Origin of the sequence: Pseudomonas sp. K8, from assembly GCF_014889455.1 — a bacterium.
In the GTDB taxonomy this organism is placed as follows: Bacteria; Pseudomonadota; Gammaproteobacteria; order Pseudomonadales; family Pseudomonadaceae; genus Aquipseudomonas; species Aquipseudomonas veronii.
Genome location: NZ_VJWO01000062.1, coordinates 1 through 19,881, shown reverse-complemented (window position 1 = coordinate 19,881; position 19,881 = coordinate 1). Strand labels below are relative to the sequence as shown.

Below are 19,881 nucleotides of genomic sequence, written 5' to 3'. Positions count from 1 at the left end.
TACGGACAAGTCGTGCTGCCCGCTCCACTAGTGGCCTTCTGGAACCCGCGTATTTACTGGGCTGCAGCGAGGTGGCTTTTTTGGGTAAGCGCTTTTTGTTGTAGGGCGCGCATTGCTCCGGGGGCGGCCGGGCGGCATAATGTAGCCCCTTTTTTCAGCCCCTACATGTGGAAGGTTCCCGTGACTCAGAAGCCCGACCAGTGTCTTGGTGAATGGATCGACCGTGAAGCACTCGCTGAAGCGATGATCCCGCTTATCGGTCAGCTGTACCGCAATAACAATGTGGTGAGCTCGATCTATGGCCGCAGTCTGATCAACCAGTCAGTCATCGCGATTCTCAAGGCGCATCGCTTTGCTCGCCATCGTTCGACCAACGACAGCGAACTCTCCGTCCACGAAACATTCCCTCTGCTCAAAGCCATGAGCGAGCTCAAGCTCGGCGCGGCTTCGGTAGACCTGGGCAAGTTGGCCGCCAAGTTCCGCGCTGAAGCCAACGGCCGTTCCGTCGAGCAATTCGTGCGTGAAGAAATGGCCGACGTGGTCGGCAAGCAGAACGCCTCCGCCCGTAAAGGCACTGACGTTGTGCTCTACGGCTTCGGTCGCATCGGCCGCCTGCTGGCACGCATCCTGATCGGTAAAACCGGTGGCGGCGACGGCCTGCGCCTGCGCGCCATCGTGGTACGCAAGGGCGCCGAGAACGACCTGGCCAAGCGCGCGAGCCTCTTGCGTCGCGACTCGGTACACGGTCCGTTCAACGGCACCATCGTCATCGACGAAGAAAACAACACCATTACCGCCAACGGTAACCTGATCCAGGTGATCTACGCGAAGAACCCGACCGAGGTGGATTACACCCAGTACGGCATCAAGGACGCCCTGCTGGTGGATAACACCGGCGTATGGCGCGACGCCGAAGGCCTGGGCCAGCACCTGACCTGCCCGGGCGTTGCCCGCGTTGTCCTGACCGCGCCTGGCAAAGGCAAGCTGAAGAACATCGTTCACGGCATCAACCACATGGAAATCACCGCTGACGACAAGATCGTGTCCGCCGCTTCCTGCACCACCAACGCCATCGTGCCGGTGCTGAAGGCAGTCAATGACAAGTTCGGCATCATCAACGGCCACGTCGAAACCGTTCACTCGTACACCAACGACCAGAACCTGATCGACAACTTCCACAAGGGCAATCGCCGTGGTCGCAGCGCCGCGCTGAACATGGTGATCACCGAGACCGGTGCCGCCACCGCTGCCGCCAAGGCCCTGCCTGAGCTGGCCGGCAAGCTGACCGGTAACGCGATCCGCGTGCCGACGCCTAACGTGTCGATGGCCATTCTCAACCTGAACCTTGAGAAAGCCGCTACCCGCGACGAGATGAACGAGTACCTGCGCTACATGGCGCTGCACTCCGATTTGCATAAGCAAATCGACTTCGTCAACTCCCAGGAAGTGGTCTCCACCGACTTCGTTGGCTCGCGCCACGCCGGTGTGGTGGACGCGGAAGCGACCATTACCCAGGACAACCGTGTTGTGCTGTACGTGTGGTACGACAACGAGTTCGGCTACAGCTGCCAGGTCGTTCGCGTGATGGAAGACATGGCTGGGGTCAACCCGCCTGCATTCCCGCGCTAAGCGTCCAGGTTGAATGAAAAAGCCCCGACTGGTTCGGGGCTTTTTTCTGTCTGTGGGTTTTGGGTGTGTGGGAGGCATCGCGCGCAAGCCTGCGCCTACAGGGGAATGCATTTTTTCAGGCGATACGCCGTCAACTGTGGCCGGCCAAGGTGGGACGATCCGCCTCATTGGTGAGCGCCGGGAGCGCGAACATCAGCCATAAACAGATAACGGCATGCCGCATAATGGGCGGTCCTGCCAGGGTGTACGCCTGCGGGTTAATTCACTTTTCGACGGCGATCAGGTTTATGGGCAATCTGCGACAGATAGCGATGGTGTGCGGTTTTGCGGCGCTGGCCGGCTGTGGCGGCGATACGCTGGAGCAGTTTGGGGGGCCGACCATGGGCAGCACCTATTCGATCCAGTATGTCAGAAGCTCGACGGCACCTACGCCGAAAGAGCTGCAGCGCCAGGTGGAAAAAATCCTGGGGGATGTCGACCGACAGCTGTCGACCTACCGCAGCGACTCGGATATCGAGCGTTTCAACAATCTGCCGGCCAATAGCTGCCAGCCGATGCCCGCACCGGTGCTGCAACTGGTGCGTACCGGCGAGCAACTGTCCCAGGCCAGCGCGGGTGCGTTCGACCTGACGGTGGAACCGCTGCTGAACCTGTGGGGGTTCGGGCCCCAGGCCCGGCAACTCAAGGTGCCGGACGCCGCGACGCTGGCCGAGGTGCGTCAACGGGTCGGTCACCAGCATCTGCGCATCGACGGCGAACAGCTGTGCAAGGACGCCGCCGTCGAGGTCGACTTCAACAGCATTGCTGCCGGTTACGCGGTGGATCGTATCGCCGAGCTGTTGAGCGGCCTGGGTATCCATCACTACCTCGCCGAAGCCACCGGCGAACTCAAGGCTGCCGGCCACAAACCGGATGGTTCGCCCTGGCGCGTCGCGCTGGAAGAGCCTCGCGATGACCAGCAGGTCGCCGAAAAAATCATCCGTGTAGACGGCTTTGGTGTGTCCACATCGGGTGACTATCGTAATTATTTCCAGCAGGGTGGTCGGCGCTATTCCCACACCCTGGATGCGCGGACCGGCGCGCCGATTACCCATCAACTGGCATCGGTGACAGTGCTGCACCCGTCGGCGCTGATGGCCGATGGACTGTCGACGTTGCTGTTGATCCTTGGGCCGGAGCAAGGCTGGGATTACGCCGAACAGCACCAGATCGCCGCGTTTTTTGTGCAGCGCGAGGGGGACGTTTTCGTCACGCGCAGTAATCAGGCGTTCGAACAGATGACCGCTGTGAAACCGTAATCCACGTTGTGTAGTAAAGGCAAAACTGGCCTACGACGCGACCAAGGGTTAATGTGCGCGGCGTTGAGCCTTATATAGACTGTGCCCGGGTTCACACACTTGAGCCAAATTGTCCTTCATGACCGCTGGCCGCGGCATGATTTAGCCAGGCGTCAAACCGCGCGCCTGGCCTGTTCTGAGGAGTACGCATGGCTGTCTACAACTACGACGTGGTAGTACTGGGTTCCGGCCCGGCTGGAGAAGGTGCGGCGATGAACGCCGCGAAGGCAGGGCGCAAGGTGGCAATGGTCGATAGCCGTCGCCAGGTCGGCGGAAACTGCACCCACCTGGGTACCATCCCGTCCAAGGCCTTGCGTCACTCAGTGCGCCAGATCATGCAGTTCAATACCAATCCGATGTTCCGGGCCATTGGCGAGCCGCGTTGGTTTTCGTTCCCGGACGTGCTCAAAAGCGCGGAAAAAGTCATCGCCAAGCAGGTGGCGTCGCGGACCGGCTACTACGCCCGTAACCGTGTCGACCTGTTCTTCGGCACCGGCAGCTTCGCCGACGAGCAAACCGTCGAAGTGGTCTGCTCCAACGGTGTGGTCGAGAAGCTGGTGGCCAAGCACATCATCATCGCTACCGGGTCGCGCCCGTATCGCCCGGTGGATATCGATTTCCTCCACCCGCGTATCTACGATAGCGACACCATCCTCAGCCTAGGCCATACCCCACGCAAACTGATCATCTATGGCGCCGGCGTGATCGGCTGCGAATACGCCTCGATCTTCAGCGGCCTGGGGGTGCTGGTAGAGCTGGTGGACAACCGTGAGCAGTTGCTGAGCTTCCTCGACTCGGAAATTTCCCAGGCGTTGAGTTATCACTTCAGCAACAACAACATCACCGTGCGCCACAACGAAGAGTACGAGCGCGTCGAAGGCCTGGACAACGGTGTGATCCTGCACCTCAAGTCCGGCAAGAAGATCAAGGCCGACGCCTTGCTCTGGTGCAACGGTCGTACCGGCAACACCGACAAGCTGGGCATGGAAAATGTCGGGGTCAAGGTCAACAACCGTGGCCAGATCGAAGTGGACGAGAACTATCGCACCTGCGTGTCGAATATCTACGGTGCCGGCGACGTGATCGGCTGGCCAAGCCTGGCCAGCGCCGCCCATGACCAGGGCCGTTCGGCCGCCGGCAGCATTGTCGACAATGGCAGCTGGCGCTATGTGAACGACGTGCCGACCGGGATCTACACGATTCCGGAGATCAGCTCGATCGGTAAGAACGAACACGAACTGACCAAGGCCAAGGTGCCTTACGAAGTGGGCAAGGCGTTCTTCAAGAGCATGGCGCGTGCGCAGATCGCCGGCGAGCCGCAAGGCATGCTGAAGATTCTGTTCCACCGTGAAACCCTGGAAGTCCTCGGCGTGCATTGCTTCGGCTACCAGGCTTCGGAGATCGTCCACATCGGCCAGGCCATCATGAACCAGCCGGGCGAGCAAAATACCCTCAAGTATTTCGTCAACACCACGTTCAACTACCCAACCATGGCGGAAGCCTATCGGGTCGCGGCCTACGACGGCCTCAACCGGCTTTTTTGAGCGGCTCCGGCCGGTGGCCTGAGCCGGCCGGGGAGACCGATTTCAGTAATTCTCGAGCGTGGCAGTGGCCAAACCGGGAAAGTCTGTAATCAGGCTATCTACGCCGAAGTCGGCGAGCCTGCGCATCAGCGCAGGTTCGTTGACTGTCCACACCGACACGTGCAATCCCTGGCGCTGGGCTTTTTCCAGACGCTCGGGGGTACACAACGTCCAGTTCAACGCCAGAAACTCACAGCCATAGTTTTGCGCGACCTTCAGCGGGTCGAGCCAGGCGTATTCGGCCACCAGCCCGCGCGACAGGTCCGGGGTGAGTTCCACCGCCGCTTTCAACACTTCCCGTGAGCTTGAGGTCACTGTGACCTTGTCCATGAGGCCGAAACGCACGGCCATTTCCCGGATCGCCAGCACGGTGGTCGCGGCGCGGGTGCGCGAGGCGCTTTTGACTTCCAGTTGCCAGTGATCGAAGTCGCACTTTTCGAACAGCTCTTCCAGGCGCGGGATCGGGCAGGGGTTGATCCAGCCGGGGCCGCCTTTGCGGGCGTCCATCTTCACCAGGTCTGCCGCCGAATACTCGACGACTTTGCCGCGCCGGTCGGCGGTGCGCTTGAGGGTCGGGTCGTGGATGACCATCAGTTCGCCGTCCATGGACAGGTGCAAATCCAATTCGCAACGGCGTACACCGTGCTTGAGGCACTGCTGGAAGCTGGTCAGGGTGTTTTCTGGTGCTTCGCCTTTGGCACCGCGGTGGCCGTAGATCAGGGTCACAGTTGCTCCTTTGCGCCAGGTCGTCTGGCGGGGTGAATACGAATTCAGGTGTCTTTGGCGTCGCTCTGTTCCCGCGCCAGGCGCCGTTGCTGCGCCTGTTTCTGCAGGATGTAGCGCGCCAGCAGTTGGCGTTGGGCGTCGGTCATCGATTCGAATTCCGTGCCAATGGCAAAAGCGCCGCCCTTGGCATCGCAATGGGTGACCCGCGCCCGTAACAGCAGGCCCAGCGCCTGGGGCATCAGCACCAGCTTGACCGCCAGGTGGGCGTCGAGTGCCAGGGGCGTCGGGTGCTGGAAGTCGATGCCGCCTTCGGAAATGATCACCGGCTGCGGTGCGCCGACTTCATCCAGCAGGCCGCGCGCCATGATCTGGCTGAGCAGATCCAGGCGTTTGTTCTGGATTCGGAGGAGGGCGGCCAGGCTGCGATCTTTCTCGCTGAGCTGGCGCAACAGGTGTTGGGCTTCGAATTCGCTCAGGTGCAGTTCACTGAGTAGATTGAATAGCGGCGAATCATCCAGCAACACTTCCTTGCTCGCCGCTTCGGGGGCGGACAGGCTTTTGATTTGAAGTGCGATCATGTCGTCGATACGGTAGTATTCGCGGCGTTCTTCTTCATCTAATGTCGACATGGCGAACCCAAAGTAGCGGTAATGGTCTGAGTGTAAAGCTGCTTACCAGACCCCGCCACCGGGACGTCTTCTTTTCCTCCGAACAAGCCCCGACATGTTCAGACCTCTCTTCGTATTTATTGGCACGCGTTATACCCGTGCAAAGCGTCGCAATCATTTTGTGTCGTTCATTTCCTTGACCTCGATGATCGGTCTCGCCCTTGGCGTGGTCGTGATGATCGTGGTGTTGTCGGTGATGAACGGCTTCGATCATGAGATGCGTACCCGCGTGCTGGGCATGGTGCCCCACGCGACCATCGAGTCGGGTGAACCGATCAGCGACTGGCAAAGCCTGGCCGACAAGGTCAAGCAGAACCCCAAGGTCGTGGCCGTGGCGCCGTTCACCCAGATGCAAGGGTTGCTGACCAATGACGGCAAGGTGCAGAAAATCCTGCTCAATGCCATCGACCCGGTCCAGGAGCGCAAGGTCTCGATCATCGACAAGTTCATGCTGCAGGGCAAACTCGACGACCTGGCGCCCGGCAGCTTCGGCATCGTCATCGGCGACAAGGCCGCGGCCAAGCTCGGCGTGGGCATCGGCGACAAGCTGACCTTCGTCGCCCCGGAAGTCACCGTGACCCCGGCCGGCATGTTCCCGCGCATGAAGCGCTTTACCGTGGTCGGCACCTTCCACGTCGGCGCTGGCGAGATCGACGGCTACCTCGGCCTGACCAACCTCACCGACCTGGCGCGTCTGCATCGCTGGAAGCCGGACCAGGTGCAGGGCCTGCGCCTGAAGTTCAACGACTTGTTCGACGCCCCGCGCGGCGCCTGGGAAATCGCTCAGCACCTGGGTGAAAACCAGTACTACGCCCGCGACTGGACCCGTACCCACGGCAACCTGTACCAGGCCATCCGCATGGAAAAAGCCATGATCGGCCTGCTGTTGCTGCTGATCGTCGCCGTCGCGGCCTTCAACATCATCTCCACCCTGGTGATGGTGGTGAACGACAAGAAGGGCGACATCGCCATCCTGCGCACCCTGGGCGCCACGCCGGGGCAGATCATGGCGATCTTCATGGTGCAGGGCACGGTGATCGGCGTGGTCGGCACCTTGATTGGCACCGCGCTGGGCATTCTGGCTGCGCTCAACGTCAGCGCTGCCATCGCCGGCCTCGAAACCCTGATCGGCCACAAGTTTCTCAACGCCGACGTCTACTTTATCGATTACTTGCCGTCCCAGGTTCAGGCCCAGGACGTGCTGATGGTGGGCGGCGCTGCGTTGGTCCTGAGTTTCCTTGCCACCCTGTATCCAGCCTGGCGCGCGGCACGTACCCAGCCAGCACAGGCCTTACGTTATGAGTGAATCGGGCATGAGTGAAAAAGCAATCCTGAGCTGCCGCAACCTGGGCAAGTCCTACGAGGAAGGTCCGGAATCGGTGGTGGTGTTGTCCAACCTGCAACTTGAGCTGCACCCCGGCGAGCGCGTGGCGATCGTCGGCAGTTCCGGTTCCGGCAAAAGTACCTTGCTCAACCTGTTGGGCGGCCTCGATACGCCGTCCCAGGGCAGCGTGTGGCTGGCCGGCGAAGAACTCTCGGCCCTCGGCGAAAAGGCCCGCGGCCAACTGCGCAACCGTTCGTTGGGTTTCGTCTACCAGTTCCACCACCTGTTGCCGGAGTTCACCGCCCTGGAAAACGTGTGCATGCCGCTGCTGATCGGCAAGACCGCGATCCCAGAGGCGCGCCAGCGTGCCAAGGCTTTGCTGGAGCGCGTTGGCCTCGGCCATCGCCTGGAGCACAAACCGGCCGAATTGTCTGGCGGTGAGCGCCAGCGTGTGGCGATTGCCCGCGCCCTGGTGAACAACCCGGGCCTGGTGATGCTCGACGAGCCGACCGGCAACCTCGATTCCCACACCGCCCAGGGCATCAAGGACTTGATGCTCGAACTGAGCACCCAGATGCGTACCGCGTTCCTGGTGGTGACCCATGACATGAGCATGGCCCGGCAGATGGACCGCGTACTGCACCTGCAGGAAGGTCATCTGGTCGCCATCTGACCTGTTTCAAGCCCGGTGCATGACGCCGGGTTTTTTCATTTTTTCAGGCGGTGCAAGCGAATGTTCAGACCGTTATCGATTTTCATCGGCACGCGCTATACCCGCGCCAAGCGCCGCAACCGTTTTGTTTCGTTTATCTCGATGACCTCGATGATCGGCCTCGCCCTGGGCGTGCTGGCGATGATCGTGGTGTTGTCGGTGATGAATGGCTTTCAACGCGAAATGAGCTCGCGCATCCTCGGCATGGTGCCTCACGCCACCATCGTCGGCGTGAACCCGATCGACAACTGGCAGCCGGTGGCCGCGGCCGCGATGAAGAATCCCGAAGTGACTGCCGCAGTACCGTTCACGCAGATGGACGGTATGTTCTCCTACAAGGGCGCGATGCAGCCGATCGAGATCAGCGGCGTCGACCCGGCCCAGGAAGGCAAGGTGTCGATCGTGGCCCAGCATATCGTCCAGGGCAAACTGGAAGACTTGAAGCCCGGCGAGTTCGGCGTGGTGGTCGGTGAAATCACCGCGCGGCGCTTTCGCCTGAACGTGGGCGACAAGCTGACCCTGATCGTCCCGGAAATCAGCAGCGCGCCGGGTGGCATCACCCCGCGCATGCAGCGATTGAACGTGGTCGGTATCTTCAAGGTCGGCGCCGAGCTGGACGGTTCGATGGCGTTGATCCATATGGCCGACGCCGCAGAAATTCAGCATTGGCTGCCGAACCAGGTGCAGAGCGTGCGCCTGGCGGTGAAGGACTTGTACGCGGCGCCCAAGGTCTCGGCGGACATCGCCGCCAGCCTCGGTGCGGCCTACAAGGCGGATGACTGGACCCACACCCAGGGCAGCCTGTTCAGCGCGATGAAGATGGAAAAAACCATGATCGGCCTGCTGTTGCTGATGATCGTCGCGGTGGCGGCGTTCAACATCATCGCCACGTTGATCATGGTGGTGAACGACAAGGGCGCGGACATCGCGATCCTGCGGACCATCGGCGCCACGCCACGGCAGATCATGGCGATCTTCATGGTGCAGGGCACGGTGATCGGTATCGTCGGCACCCTGATCGGCGGTGTGCTGGGCGTGATTGCGGCGCTGAACGTCAGTGAACTGGTGGGTTGGCTGGAGCGCGTGACCGGGCAGCATATCTTCAGTTCGGACGTGTACTTCGTCAGCAACCTGCCCTCGCAATTGCAGGGTGGGGATGTGCTGCTGATCTGCTCGGCCGGGTTTGTGTTGAGCTTTTTGGCCACGGTTTACCCGGCGTATCGGGCGGCGAAGATCGAGCCGGCGCATGCCCTCAGGTATTCGTAGGATTTAAGACCGCTATCGGGAGCAAGCCCCTCCCACATTTTGATCTGTGAATACATTCAAAATGTGGGAGGGAGCTTGCTCCCGATAGCGCCGGCACAGCTTGCATCAACCCCCCCTGGCAACTCGATCACAAACCGCGTCCACCCCGGCTCAGACTCGCAATAAATCCGCCCGCCATGCGCCCGCACTATCGACTGGGTAATCGCCAGCCCCAGCCCTGCGTGTTCACTGCTGCCTTCATGCCGCGCCGGGTCGGCCCGGTAGAAGCGGTCGAACAACCGCGGTAACACCTCCGCCGGAATGCCTTCGCCGCTGTTCTCCACTGTCAGTGTCACGCCTTGTGCGCCCTGCGCCAGATGCACCCGTACTTCGCCGCCCGCGGGCGTAAAGCGCAGCGCGTTGTCCAGCAGGTTCGACAATGCCCGGCGCAACATGCCGCGATCGCCGGTTGTGTGAGCCATACCCTCGCGCACCAGGCTGACGTGCGCGTCTTCCGCCAGCAAGACGAAGAACTCCAGCAGTGCGTCCACTTCATCCGCGAGCTTCAACGGTTCGCGCGTGGGCGCCAACAGCCCGTGATCGGCCTTGGCCAGGTACAACATGTCGTTCACCAGTTGCGCCATCCACTGCAACTCTTCCAGGTTGCTGTGCAGCGCCTCGCGGTAATCCTCCAGCGGGCGCGGCTGGGTGAGGATGACTTGGGTGTGGGTCAACAGGTTCGACAGAGGCGTGCGCAGTTCGTGGGCGATATCGGCGGAGAACGCCGAGAGGCGCTGGAACGCGTCGTCCAGTCGGCCCAGCATGGCGTTGAAGGCCTGGGCCAGTTCCGCCAGTTCCACCGGCATGCCCTGCTCGGGCAAACGCTGGGTCAGGGAGTGGGCCGACACGCTGGCGGCCACTTCGCCCATGCGCCGCAACGGTCGCAGCCCGCTGCGCGCCGCCCAGGCGCCGAGCAGCGCGGTGGCCAGGGCCGAGAGGCTGACCGTGAGCCAGATCAAATGCTGCATGCGCTGCAGGAAGTGCTGATGGTGGGTGATGTCGAGCATCAGGCTCAGTTGCGGCGAGTCGGGTTGGCCCGGCCTTAGCGGCGCGTTGTACACGCGGTAGTCGGTGCCGGCGTTCTGCAGGCTGTGCAGGCCGGGCGACTCGGGCAGGGCAATGGCCGGCGCGCCGTCAAACCAGCGCTGGCCGGCGGCGGTGATGCGTACTGCGAGGTCGGGCTGGCGATTGAGCTCGGCGCGCAGTTGCGCTTCGCGCTGGGCGAATAGCTGCGGTGAGTCGACGCCCTGCAAGGTGCTGCGCAGCGCCACCAGTTTGCTTTCGAGCAGTTGCTGGTCCAGCTCGACAAAATGCGCCTCGCTGGCCCGGTTGAACAGCACGCCGGCGAGCAACGAGACCACCGCGGTGCAAGCTGCAAACAGCAGGGCCAGGCGACTGGTCAGGGACAGGCGCTTGATCAACTGCATCGCTCCTCCAGCACATAACCCATGCCGCGCACGGTGTGGATGAGTTTATTGGGGAAGTTGTCGTCGACTTTCAGGCGCAGGCGGCGGATCGCCACTTCGATGATGTTGGTGTCGCTGTCAAAGTTCATGTCCCACACCTGGGACGCGATCAGCGACTTGGGCAGTACTTCGCCCTGGCGCCGCAGCAGCAGTTCGAGCAGGGCGAACTCCTTGGCGGTGAGGTCGATGCGCTGGCCGTCGCGCTCGACGCGGCGGCGGATCAGGTCCAGGCGCAGGTCGGCCAGTTGCAGGGTGGTTTCCTGCGGTGCGCTGCTGCCACGGCGCAACAGGCTGCGCACCCGCGCAAGCAGTTCGGAGAAGGCGAACGGCTTGACCAGATAATCGTCGGCGCCCAGTTCCAGGCCGTGTACGCGGTCTTCCACAGCGTCGCGGGCGGTGAGAAACAGCACCGGGATGTCGAGGCCGGCGCTGCGCACGGCCTGTAGGATCTGCCAACCATTGCGACCGGGCAGCATCACATCGAGGATCAGCAGGTCGTAATCGCCGGTCAGCGCCAAGTGTTGGCCGCTGGTGCCGTCGGCCACCAGCTCGGTGGTAAAACCGGCTTCGGTCAGGCCTTGGCGCAGGTAATGGCCGGTTTTGGGTTGGTCTTCGACGATCAGCAGTTTCATGGGCAGCTCTTGGCGGCGGGTCACGTCAGGCTTTATACCGTGGTGGCCAGGGGAGGGGCGCAACCTGACAAAGTTGTAATCTAGCAGTCAGCTGGCTGGCAGCGCTGCAATCTTAGAGTGGTCCTCAGACTGATCCCACACCTTTGGAGAATTGAGATGGCATTGCGTACCCCCTTGTTGTTGGCGGGCTGCCTGTTGGCGTTGAGTGTCGGAGCAATGGCCGGCACGGCCCACACCTATGCGTTTGGCCAGCCGGCATCTGCCGATAAGGCCACGCGCACCGTGGAAGTGGTGCTGCAGGATATGTCCTTTTCGCCCAAGTCCCTGGACGTAAAGGCCGGTGAGACCGTGCGCTTTGTGCTGGTCAACAAAGGCCAGTTGCTCCATGAGTTCAACCTGGGCGATGCGGCCATGCATGCGGAGCATCAGAAGCAAATGATGCAGATGCAGGCCAGCGGCATGCTGAACGCCACCGGCATGGGCAAGATGGACCACGGCGCCATGGGCCACGGCGATATGAGCAATATGGGCAATATGGGCGGGATGAAGCACGATGACCCCAACAGTGTTCTGGTCGGACCGGGTAAAACCGCTGAGTTGACCTGGACCTTCAGCAAAGCCACCGGGTTGGAGTTTGCCTGCAATATTCCCGGGCACTACCAGGCGGGCATGGTCGGCAAGATCAACGTCGATTGAGCCGCTGCGGCAACTGACGGTGTCGATGCGGCGGTTGTTAGAGGCGGGGGCAAAGGCTGGTAGACTGGTGGGGTTAATTTAGCCAGGTTTCCGCCATGCATCCCGCAGCCGAACATTCGCCGCTGGGCAAGTCCAGTGAATACATCTCCACCTACACCCCTTCGTTGCTGTTCCCGATTCCACGCGCCGCGAAATGGGCCGAGCTGGGCCTGAGCGCCGAGACCCTGCCGTACACGGGCGTGGATTTCTGGAACTGCTTCGAACTGTCCTGGCTGCTGCCGTCGGGCAAGCCGGTGGTGGCCATCGGTGAATTCAGCATTGCGGCCGACTCGCCGAATATCATCGAGTCCAAGTCCTTCAAGCTGTACCTCAACTCGCTGAACCAGACTGTGTTTGCCGATACGCAAAGTCTGGAGGCGACGTTGCGCACCGACCTCAGCGCTGCTGCCGGCAAGCCGGTGGGCGTGCGCGTGCGCAGCCTGGCCGAGGTTGAAGCCGAAGGCGTGGTGGCGTTGCCGGGAGTGTGCATCGATGACCTGGATATCAGCGTCAGCAACTACGAACATCCGCGTCCGGAACTGCTGCGTTGCGATGACTCGCGCATTGTCGAGGAGAGCGTGTACAGCCACCTGCTCAAATCCAACTGCCCGGTCACCAGCCAGCCCGACTGGGGCAGCGTGGCCGTGCAATACCGCGGCGCACAGCTGGATCACGCCAGCCTGTTGGAGTATCTGGTGAGCTTTCGCCAGCACTCGGACTTCCATGAGCAGTGCGTGGAGCGGATCTTCCTGGACTTGCAGCGCCTGCTGAAGCCGGAGAAGTTGACGGTATATGCGCGGTATGTGCGGCGGGGTGGGTTGGATATCAACCCATATCGCAGTACTGAGGCGGTGCCGTTCCAGAACCTGCGCCTGGCGCGCCAGTAACCTTTACACAAACCAAAATGTGGGAGGGGGCTTGCCCCCGATAGCGGAGTGTCAGTCACAGTCTCTGTGCCTGACCCACTGCTATCGGGGGCAAGCCCCCTCCCACATCGCACAGCTGGATCACGCCAGCCTGTTGGAGTATCTGGTGAGCTTTCGCCAGCACTCGGACTTCCATGAGCAGTGCGTGGAGCGGATCTTCCTGGACTTGCAGCGCCTGCTGAAGCCGGAGAAGTTGACGGTATATGCGCGGTATGTGCGGCGGGGTGGGTTGGATATCAACCCGTATCGCAGTACTGAGGCGGTGCCATTCCAGAACCTGCGCCTGGCGCGCCAGTAACCTTGTACACAAACCAAAATGTGGGAGGGGGCTTGCCCCCGATAGCGGAGTGTCAGTCACAGTCTCTGTGCCTGACCCACCCCTATCGGGGGCAAGCCCCCTCCCACATTTGGTTCTGTGCTTGGTTTGGGCGCGGGTTAAATGCCGATGTTGCCCAGGGTGATCACGATATTGCGCAGCGTCCCGGCAATGCCCGGATGGTCTAACTCGAAACCTTCTACCGCCCGGTTCACATCGTCTACGATGCTGGGCGGCTGGGTGGCCGGTTCCAGTTCAAGTTGTACTTCAAACTTGGCCAGCAAGGCTTCCAGCGCTTCACGTTTTTCGGGTGGCAGCGGTGGTTCCTGATTCAGTTGCTCGCGCAGGATATTGACCTGTTCTTGCAGTTTTTCGCGGGCAGGCATGGTGTTGTTCCTTTTATCGATAGGCACTGGCATAGACCACGGCACGCCGAGAAAGGTCTACGAGAGGAGCTGTAGATTAATCTACCGGCGCCGTCTGTGCATGATCTCAATCAGGGCTTTTCGCCTTTGAGCTGGCGCAGGCTGATGTCTGCCAGGCAGGTGCCGAGCTCGCCGAGGTGATCAATCACCGAATGCACCCCCAGCCCATACAACGCCACGGTGGCCTTGCCGCGTTTGTATTCGCGTTGTTGGTCGGTCAGTGCCTGCCATTGCTCGGGCGCCAGGCCGCACAGCGAACCGCAGGACGCCAGGCCGATAGTCCACAGCCCGGCATTCAGGCCCGATTGCAGCAGGCGCGGCTCACCGCTGACCAGCACGCAGCCTTCCAGGCGTTCGATGTTCAATTCCATCAAGGCTTGCCAGCATGCATGAGGGGCGGGCCAGCGGATGGAAGAGGGCGATGCGGCCTTGAGCCAATCGGGCAGCGCAGCGGCCAGCGGGGTCGTCACCGAGGGCGGCAGTTCATCCAGCCAGGCGCAGGGCACGCCTTGTTCCTGGAGGCTGCGCAGGACCTTCAACGCACCTGGCGTGGCTTCGGCGTGCGGGGAGGGTGAATCGGTACGCGCCTGGGAACCGAAATCGACCAGGCAGCCACTCAGGCCGAACAACACGGCGGTCAAGGTGGGGGCAGTGGCGACGGCAATCTCGGCGTGAGGCATTTCGACATCCTTGAAATAGCTGTGACGCTATCGGAGTGGCGTGACAAGCCCATGACACTTTGTAGGGTTTTTGTACATTCTCTGTATGTCGTTTCTTAGCATCTGCCCAAAAAGGACACTTCCGTCATATACTGGCGCCTTATTCAGGGCATAGCGCCCATGACAGACTATTCAAGGAGCAAAAGCTATGCGCTGGAGCCACTACTTCGCTCAGTTTTCGGTGTGTGCCGTTATCCTGATGGCCCCTTTCGCCGCACAGGCCGCGTCGGAAGATGATCCATGGGAAAGCATCAACCGCCCGATCTTCACCTTCAACGACACCGTTGATACCTACGCCCTCAAACCATTGGCCCAAGGCTATCAGTTTGTGACCCCGCAATTCGTGCAGGACGGCGTGCACAACTTCTTCCGCAATATCGGCGATGTCGGCAACCTGGCCAACAACGTGTTGCAACTCAAGCCACACGCGGCCGGCGTGGACACTGCCCGCCTGTTGATGAACACCACCTTCGGCGTGCTGGGTTTTATCGACGTCGGCACCAAAATGGGGCTGCAACGCAGCGATGAAGACTTCGGCCAAACCCTCGGTTACTGGGGCGTCGGCAGCGGTCCTTACGTGATGCTGCCGCTGCTGGGCCCAAGCACCCTGCGCGACGCGCCGTCCAAATACGTGGACAGCTACACCCAACCGTACCGCTACATGAACGACATCGGCTGGCGCAACAGCACCTTCGGCCTGAACATCGTCGATACCCGTGCCAGCCTGCTCGACAGCGAGAAGTTGATCACCGGCGACAAGTACACCTTCATCCGCAACGCCTACCTGCAGAACCGCGAGTTCAAGGTCAAGGACGGCAAGGTTGTCGACGACTTCTAGGTCGAGACCTCTTGAAACGAAAAAAGGCGACCATGTGGTCGCCTTTTTTGTGCGCGGGTATTAGCGCATTTTCAGGATCTTCAGCCCCAGATGCTGGCCGTCGCCCTCGTTCCTCGCCCATACCACCTGGGTGTCCGCTTCCAGGCCCGCGAGGGCCGCGTGCTCCGACTCGATACGCACGGTCAGCAGATCGCCCACCGTGAACTGGCGAGGTGCCTGCACCTGCATGCCGGAGCTGGAGAGGTCCACGCAAACCCCGTCAATTTCTTGCCCGGCATGGATCAAAGAGACATTGGCATCCACTCGCATGCGGATGAAATCGCGCTTTTCAGCGTAGTCGCGCTCGTGTTCGCTCACAGCTTCCATCCTTACTTTGTGTTGTGGTGATGGCTGTTCTTATAACTCCCGGTGATTTGCGATGTAAAGACGTTCGGCGACCATCGGCATGAGCTTGAAACCCCTGTCGGATGGGAGTACCGTCTGCGCCTTAGAAGGGCACCTCTGCTTTACCTTTGTGCGTGGGCAAAAAGCCTATGCTTTGTAGGACAGAGAGGCTAGAAAGCGAATCCAGTAGCGTGAGCCCGGCCATTGCCGAGCCGCCTACGCCAACCTAATTCTGGCGCCGTTTGCCCACATGCCAAAAACCAGTGCCACGCTGCTGATAATCGATGACGACGAAGTAGTGCGCGCAAGCCTTGCGGCCTATTTGGAAGACAGTGGCTTCAGCGTCCTGCAGGCCAGCAATGGCCAACAGGGTCTCCAGGTATTCGAGCGCGACAAGCCCGACCTCGTGATCTGCGATCTGCGCATGCCCCAGATGGGCGGCCTCGAACTGATTCGCCAGGTGACCGAGCTTGCTCCGCAGACGCCGGTGATTGTCGTGTCCGGTGCCGGGGTGATGAACGATGCCGTCGAGGCCCTGCGCCTGGGCGCCGCCGACTACCTGATCAAGCCCCTGGAAGACCTGGCGGTGCTGGAGCACTCGGTGCGCCGTGCCTTGGACCGCGCACGCCTGCTGGTGGAAAACCAGCGCTACCGCGAAAAGCTCGAAACCGCCAACCGCGAACTCGAAGCCAGCCTGAACCTGCTCCAGGAAGACCAGAACGCCGGTCGCCAGGTGCAGATGAACATGCTGCCGGTCAGCCCGTGGACCATCGATGAGTTCAAGTTTGCGCACCAGATCATCCCGTCGCTGTACCTGTCGGGTGATTTTGTCGACTATTTCCGCGTAGATGAGCGGCGGGTGGCGTTTTATCTGGCCGACGTGTCCGGCCACGGCGCGTCCTCGGCATTTGTCACCGTGTTGTTGAAGTTCATGACCACACGGCTGCTGTTCGAATCCAAGCGCAATGGCACCTTGCCGGAGTTCACCCCCTCCGAGGTGCTGGGCCACATCAACCGAGGCCTGATCAGCTGCAAGCTGGGCAAGCACGTGACGATGGTGGGCGGCGTGATTGATGAAGAAACCGGTCTTTTGACCTACAGCATCGGCGGTCACCTGCCGATGCCGGTTTTATACACTCCTGACAGTGTGCGCTACCTGGAAGGGCGTGGTCTGCCCGTCGGCTTGTTCAATGAAGCCACCTACGAAGACCACATCCTGGAGCTGCCGCCGACCTTCAGCCTGACGCTGATGTCCGATGGCATCCTCGACCTTCTTCCAGAGCCTACACTCAAAGAGAAAGAAGCCGCCTTGCCCCAACGGGTCAAGTCGGCGGGCGGCAGCCTGGATGGCCTGCGGCAGGTTTTTGGATTGGCCACGCTAGGGGAGATGCCGGATGATATCGCCCTATTGGTGTTGAGCAGGAATCTTTGATGAGTACCGGAAGAATCCAATTCGCCGAGCAAGACGGGACGTTTGTCCTGAAGTTTGTCGGTGAAGTGCGCCTGACCTTGTGTTCGGCGCTGGATGCAACGATTGAGCGGATCTTCACAGCGCTGAATTTCTCGGCGATCGTGATCGATCTGACCGAAACCCGCAGCATCGATAGCACCACGCTTGGGCTGTTGGCCAAGTTGTCCATTCTGTCTCGGCAGAAGGTCGGCCTGTTGCCCACTGTCGTTACCACCCACGAAGACATCACCCGTCTGCTGCAATCCATGGGCTTCGATCAAGTGTTCAACATCGTTGACCGCCCGATCCCCTGCCCGGAATGTCTGACCGACCTGCCGTCCCAGGACCAATCCGAGGAAATCGTGCGGATCAAGGTGCTGGAAGCGCACAAAATCCTGATGGGCTTGAACGAGTCCAACCGCGAAGCCTTCCACGACCTCGTCAACGCCCTCGAACGCCACTGACACTCCCCAGGTGTGGGAGGGGGCTTGCTTCCGATTGCCCCAGACCTGTCAGCACATGCCTAACGGATTGACACAAAAAAAGGGCGGAACCCTCACAGGTCCCGCTCTTTTTGCTGCCGCCGCTGTTACAGCTTGGCAGCCAGCAACGCCTCCAGCTTCTCCTGGTCGCGGGCAAACTGACGAATCCCCTCGGCCAGCTTCTCGGTCGCCATCGCATCCTCGTTGGACTCCCAACGGAACTGCGCTTCAGTCAGATGTACCCGCGCTTCACCGGCATGGCCTGGCGACAACTTGCGCTCCAGCTTGCCAGTATCGGCCGCCAGTTTCTCCAGCAGGTCCGGGCTGATGGTCAGGCGATCACAGCCGGCCAGCTCTTCGATCTGGCTCAGGTTGCGGAAACTCGCCCCCATTACCACGGTCTTGTAGCCATTGGCCTTGTAGTAGTTGTAGATGCGCGTCACCGACTGCACGCCCGGATCGTCGGCGCCGGTGTAGTCGTTGCCGTTGGCTTTCTTGTACCAGTCGTAGATACGGCCCACGAACGGCGAAATCAGGAACACGCCCGCTTCGGCACAGGCCACGGCCTGGGCGAAGGAGAACAGCAGCGTCAGGTTGGTCTGGATGCCTTCTTTTTCCAGCTTCTCCGCCGCGCGGATACCTTCCCAGGTGGACGCGATCTTGATCAGCACGCGATCACGGCCAACCCCGGCTTTTTCGTACAGGTCGATCAGACGGTGCGCGCGCTTGAGTACGGCGTCAGTGTCGAACGACAAGCGCGCATCCACCTCGGTGGAGATACGGCCGGGCACCACTTTCAGGATCTCTTGACCCACCGCCACCGCAAAACGGTCGCTGGCCAGGCCGACATCACCGTTGCAGTCCTTCACGCACTCATCCAGCAACTTGGCATAGCCCGGGATCGACGCGGCCTTGAGCAGCAGGGAAGGGTTGGTAGTGGCATCTTGCGGCTTGAGATTGGCGAGGGCCGCAAAATCGCCGGTATCGGCGACGACGGTGGTGAACTGTTTGAGTTGTTCCAGCTTGGAAGTCATGAGCGTGCTCTGTCCTATGGGTCTGATGACATTACCCGAGCGCTGGCAGGCGCTCAAGGGCGCAAATGCGTTCGATCGTTTGCGAGGGCAACAACCTGAAAACAGCCGTTTGAATGACTGGCCTTGCTGGTAAATAGGAGGGCAAAATCGCCCGCAGGTTCAACCCAACAGCTCGATGAACACTGCGATCAACCTGTGGGCGCCGGTTTCAGCGGCCCTCCAACAACCCCGCCGCCTGATCCAGCAACGCCAGCGGGTCACTCGCTTTATGAATATCCACCGACAACAACTGCCGGAACTTGCGCGCCCCAGGGAAACCCGTGCCCAACCCCAGCACATGCCGCGTAATGTGATGCATCGAGCCACCGCTTGCCAAATGCTCCGCGATATAAGGCCGCAACTGCGCCAACGCCTCTGCCCGACTGATCACCGGCCGCGCGCTGCCAAACAACTGCTGATCCACCTCTGCCAGTAAATACGGATTGTGATAAGCCTCCCGGCCCAGCATCACCCCGTCAAACGTCTGCAAATGCTCATGGCACTGCTCCAGCGTCTTGATCCCGCCGTTGAGAATAATCTCCAACTCGGCAAAATCCCGCTTCAACTGCGCCGCCACGTCATAACGCAACGGCGGAATGTCGCGATTCTCCTTCGGCGACAACCCCTCCAGAATCGCAATCCGCGCATGCACGGTAAAACTGGTACACCCCGCGTCCTTCACCTGCCCGACGAAATCGCACAATTGCGCATAACTGTCCCGCCCATTGATCCCGATACGGTGCTTCACCGTCACCGGAATCGACACCGCATCGCGCATCGCCTTCACACAATCCGCCACCAACGCCGGATGGCCCATCAGACACGCGCCGATCATATTGTTCTGCACCCGATCGCTGGGGCAGCCGACGTTCAGGTTCACTTCATCGTAACCGGCAGCCTCGGCCATACGGGCACAGGCGGCCAGATCGGCGGGAACACTGCCGCCCAGTTGGAGGGCGAGCGGGTGCTCGGCGTCGTTGTGGCGCAGGAAGCGCTCGTGATCGCCGTGGAGGATCGCGCCGGTGGTGACCATCTCGGTGTAGAGCAGGGCGTGTTTGGAGAGCAGGCGTAGGAAGAACCGGCAGTGGCGGTCGGTCCAGTCCATCATGGGGGCGACGGAGAAGCGGCGGGAGAAGGGGGTGGTTTGTAGG

General features: G+C 61.0%; 20 protein-coding genes and 1 pseudogene. 12 read left to right on the top strand and 9 right to left on the bottom strand.

All coding sequences use genetic code 11. The features are described 5' to 3' along the window. The first annotated feature begins 165 nt into the window (after window positions 1-165). From INT12_RS27435 to sthA, 3 genes are all read left to right on the top strand, one after another. Window positions 166-1,629 (top strand): glyceraldehyde-3-phosphate dehydrogenase, encoded by a 1,464-nt coding sequence (locus INT12_RS27435; protein WP_026140244.1) that lies wholly within the window; start codon window positions 166-168, stop codon window positions 1,627-1,629. 287 nt (window positions 1,630-1,916) lie between these two features. Then, entirely contained in the window at window positions 1,917-2,927 is a 1,011-nt protein-coding gene (locus tag INT12_RS27430; protein ID WP_126586390.1) for an FAD:protein FMN transferase, read from the top strand. Between the two features lie 188 nt (window positions 2,928-3,115). Beyond that, window positions 3,116-4,510, top strand: a complete 1,395-nt coding sequence (gene sthA / locus INT12_RS27425; RefSeq protein WP_017848785.1) for a Si-specific NAD(P)(+) transhydrogenase — start codon at window positions 3,116-3,118, stop codon at window positions 4,508-4,510. A 42-nt stretch (window positions 4,511-4,552) separates the two neighbouring features. On the opposite strand, the gene INT12_RS27420 is transcribed toward sthA, so the two are convergent. Further along, on the bottom strand, window positions 4,553-5,275 hold the full coding sequence (locus INT12_RS27420; RefSeq protein WP_017848786.1) for a glycerophosphodiester phosphodiesterase: 723 nt from the start codon (window positions 5,273-5,275) through the stop codon (window positions 4,553-4,555). A gap of 44 nt (window positions 5,276-5,319) precedes the next feature. Next, the gene (locus INT12_RS27415; RefSeq protein WP_046490432.1) at window positions 5,320-5,904 is read right to left on the bottom strand and encodes a PilZ domain-containing protein; all 585 of its coding nucleotides are present in this window, start codon (window positions 5,902-5,904) and stop codon (window positions 5,320-5,322) included. Window positions 5,905-5,998: 94 nt separating this feature from the next. Here INT12_RS27415 and INT12_RS27410 point away from each other — a divergent pair, with 94 nt between their 5' ends. The 3 genes from INT12_RS27410 to INT12_RS27400 are packed head-to-tail and all read left to right on the top strand — an operon-like array spanning window position 5,999 to window position 9,245. Next, entirely contained in the window at window positions 5,999-7,249 is a 1,251-nt protein-coding gene (locus INT12_RS27410) for a lipoprotein-releasing ABC transporter permease subunit (RefSeq protein ID WP_046384316.1), read from the top strand. Between the two features lie 7 nt (window positions 7,250-7,256). After that, window positions 7,257-7,940: a lipoprotein-releasing ABC transporter ATP-binding protein LolD gene (gene lolD / locus INT12_RS27405; RefSeq protein ID WP_017477213.1), complete on the top strand. Its 684-nt coding sequence runs from the start codon at window positions 7,257-7,259 to the stop codon at window positions 7,938-7,940. A gap of 60 nt (window positions 7,941-8,000) precedes the next feature. Continuing rightward, window positions 8,001-9,245 (top strand): lipoprotein-releasing ABC transporter permease subunit, encoded by a 1,245-nt coding sequence (locus tag INT12_RS27400; RefSeq protein WP_169884534.1) that lies wholly within the window; start codon window positions 8,001-8,003, stop codon window positions 9,243-9,245. A gap of 56 nt (window positions 9,246-9,301) precedes the next feature. On the opposite strand, the gene INT12_RS27395 is transcribed toward INT12_RS27400, so the two are convergent. Both INT12_RS27395 and INT12_RS27390 read right to left on the bottom strand, forming a co-directional pair. Next, a complete protein-coding gene (locus tag INT12_RS27395) occupies window positions 9,302-10,705 on the bottom strand; it encodes a heavy metal sensor histidine kinase (protein ID WP_193040189.1) in 1,404 nt (467 codons plus the stop codon). Further along, window positions 10,702-11,382 (bottom strand): heavy metal response regulator transcription factor, encoded by a 681-nt coding sequence (locus INT12_RS27390; RefSeq protein WP_017848791.1) that lies wholly within the window; start codon window positions 11,380-11,382, stop codon window positions 10,702-10,704. Before INT12_RS27390 ends, INT12_RS27395 begins: the two co-directional genes overlap by 4 nt. A 156-nt stretch (window positions 11,383-11,538) precedes the next feature. Between INT12_RS27390 and INT12_RS27385 the strand changes: the two genes are divergently transcribed. From INT12_RS27385 to INT12_RS27375, 3 genes and pseudogenes are all read left to right on the top strand, one after another. Continuing rightward, window positions 11,539-12,078, top strand: coding sequence for a plastocyanin/azurin family copper-binding protein (locus INT12_RS27385; RefSeq protein WP_169884532.1), 540 nt, complete (start codon window positions 11,539-11,541; stop codon window positions 12,076-12,078). A 95-nt stretch (window positions 12,079-12,173) separates the two neighbouring features. Then, a complete protein-coding gene (gene queF / locus INT12_RS27380) occupies window positions 12,174-13,004 on the top strand; it encodes an NADPH-dependent 7-cyano-7-deazaguanine reductase QueF (RefSeq protein WP_046490437.1) in 831 nt (276 codons plus the stop codon). Between the two features lie 82 nt (window positions 13,005-13,086). Next, a pseudogene (locus INT12_RS27375) lies at window positions 13,087-13,341 on the top strand (NADPH-dependent 7-cyano-7-deazaguanine reductase QueF); the annotation flags it as partial. Window positions 13,342-13,478: 137 nt separating this feature from the next. Here INT12_RS27375 and INT12_RS27370 read toward each other — a convergent pair. Together INT12_RS27370 and INT12_RS27365 are read right to left on the bottom strand one after the other, a co-directional pair. Next, on the bottom strand, window positions 13,479-13,745 hold the full coding sequence (locus INT12_RS27370) for a DUF4404 family protein (RefSeq protein ID WP_017848895.1): 267 nt from the start codon (window positions 13,743-13,745) through the stop codon (window positions 13,479-13,481). A 110-nt stretch (window positions 13,746-13,855) separates the two neighbouring features. Then, the gene (locus tag INT12_RS27365) at window positions 13,856-14,464 is read right to left on the bottom strand and encodes a hypothetical protein (protein ID WP_017848894.1); all 609 of its coding nucleotides are present in this window, start codon (window positions 14,462-14,464) and stop codon (window positions 13,856-13,858) included. Between the two features lie 238 nt (window positions 14,465-14,702). On the opposite strand from INT12_RS27365, the gene INT12_RS27360 reads away from it, so the two are divergent. Further along, on the top strand, window positions 14,703-15,341 hold the full coding sequence (locus INT12_RS27360; protein ID WP_370737570.1) for a VacJ family lipoprotein: 639 nt from the start codon (window positions 14,703-14,705) through the stop codon (window positions 15,339-15,341). 60 nt (window positions 15,342-15,401) lie between these two features. Here INT12_RS27360 and INT12_RS27355 read toward each other — a convergent pair whose 3' ends face one another. After that, entirely contained in the window at window positions 15,402-15,698 is a 297-nt protein-coding gene (locus INT12_RS27355) for a PilZ domain-containing protein (RefSeq protein WP_046384310.1), read from the bottom strand. Window positions 15,699-15,975: 277 nt separating this feature from the next. On the opposite strand from INT12_RS27355, the gene rssB reads away from it, so the two are divergent. Together rssB and rssC are read left to right on the top strand one after the other, a co-directional pair. Then, window positions 15,976-17,157: a two-component system response regulator RssB gene (gene rssB / locus INT12_RS27350; RefSeq protein WP_017848892.1), complete on the top strand. Its 1,182-nt coding sequence runs from the start codon at window positions 15,976-15,978 to the stop codon at window positions 17,155-17,157. Then, window positions 17,157-17,639, top strand: a complete 483-nt coding sequence (gene rssC / locus INT12_RS27345; protein ID WP_017848891.1) for an anti-sigma factor antagonist RssC — start codon at window positions 17,157-17,159, stop codon at window positions 17,637-17,639. The genes rssB and rssC overlap by 1 nt, the downstream gene beginning before the upstream one ends. 125 nt (window positions 17,640-17,764) lie before the next feature. Here rssC and tal read toward each other — a convergent pair whose 3' ends face one another. Next, a complete protein-coding gene (gene tal, locus INT12_RS27340) occupies window positions 17,765-18,691 on the bottom strand; it encodes a transaldolase (RefSeq protein ID WP_017848890.1) in 927 nt (308 codons plus the stop codon). A gap of 208 nt (window positions 18,692-18,899) precedes the next feature. Beyond that, window positions 18,900-19,881 (bottom strand): tRNA dihydrouridine(20/20a) synthase DusA (gene dusA / locus INT12_RS27335; protein ID WP_193059098.1); only part of this gene is annotated, 982 nt, incomplete at its 5' end.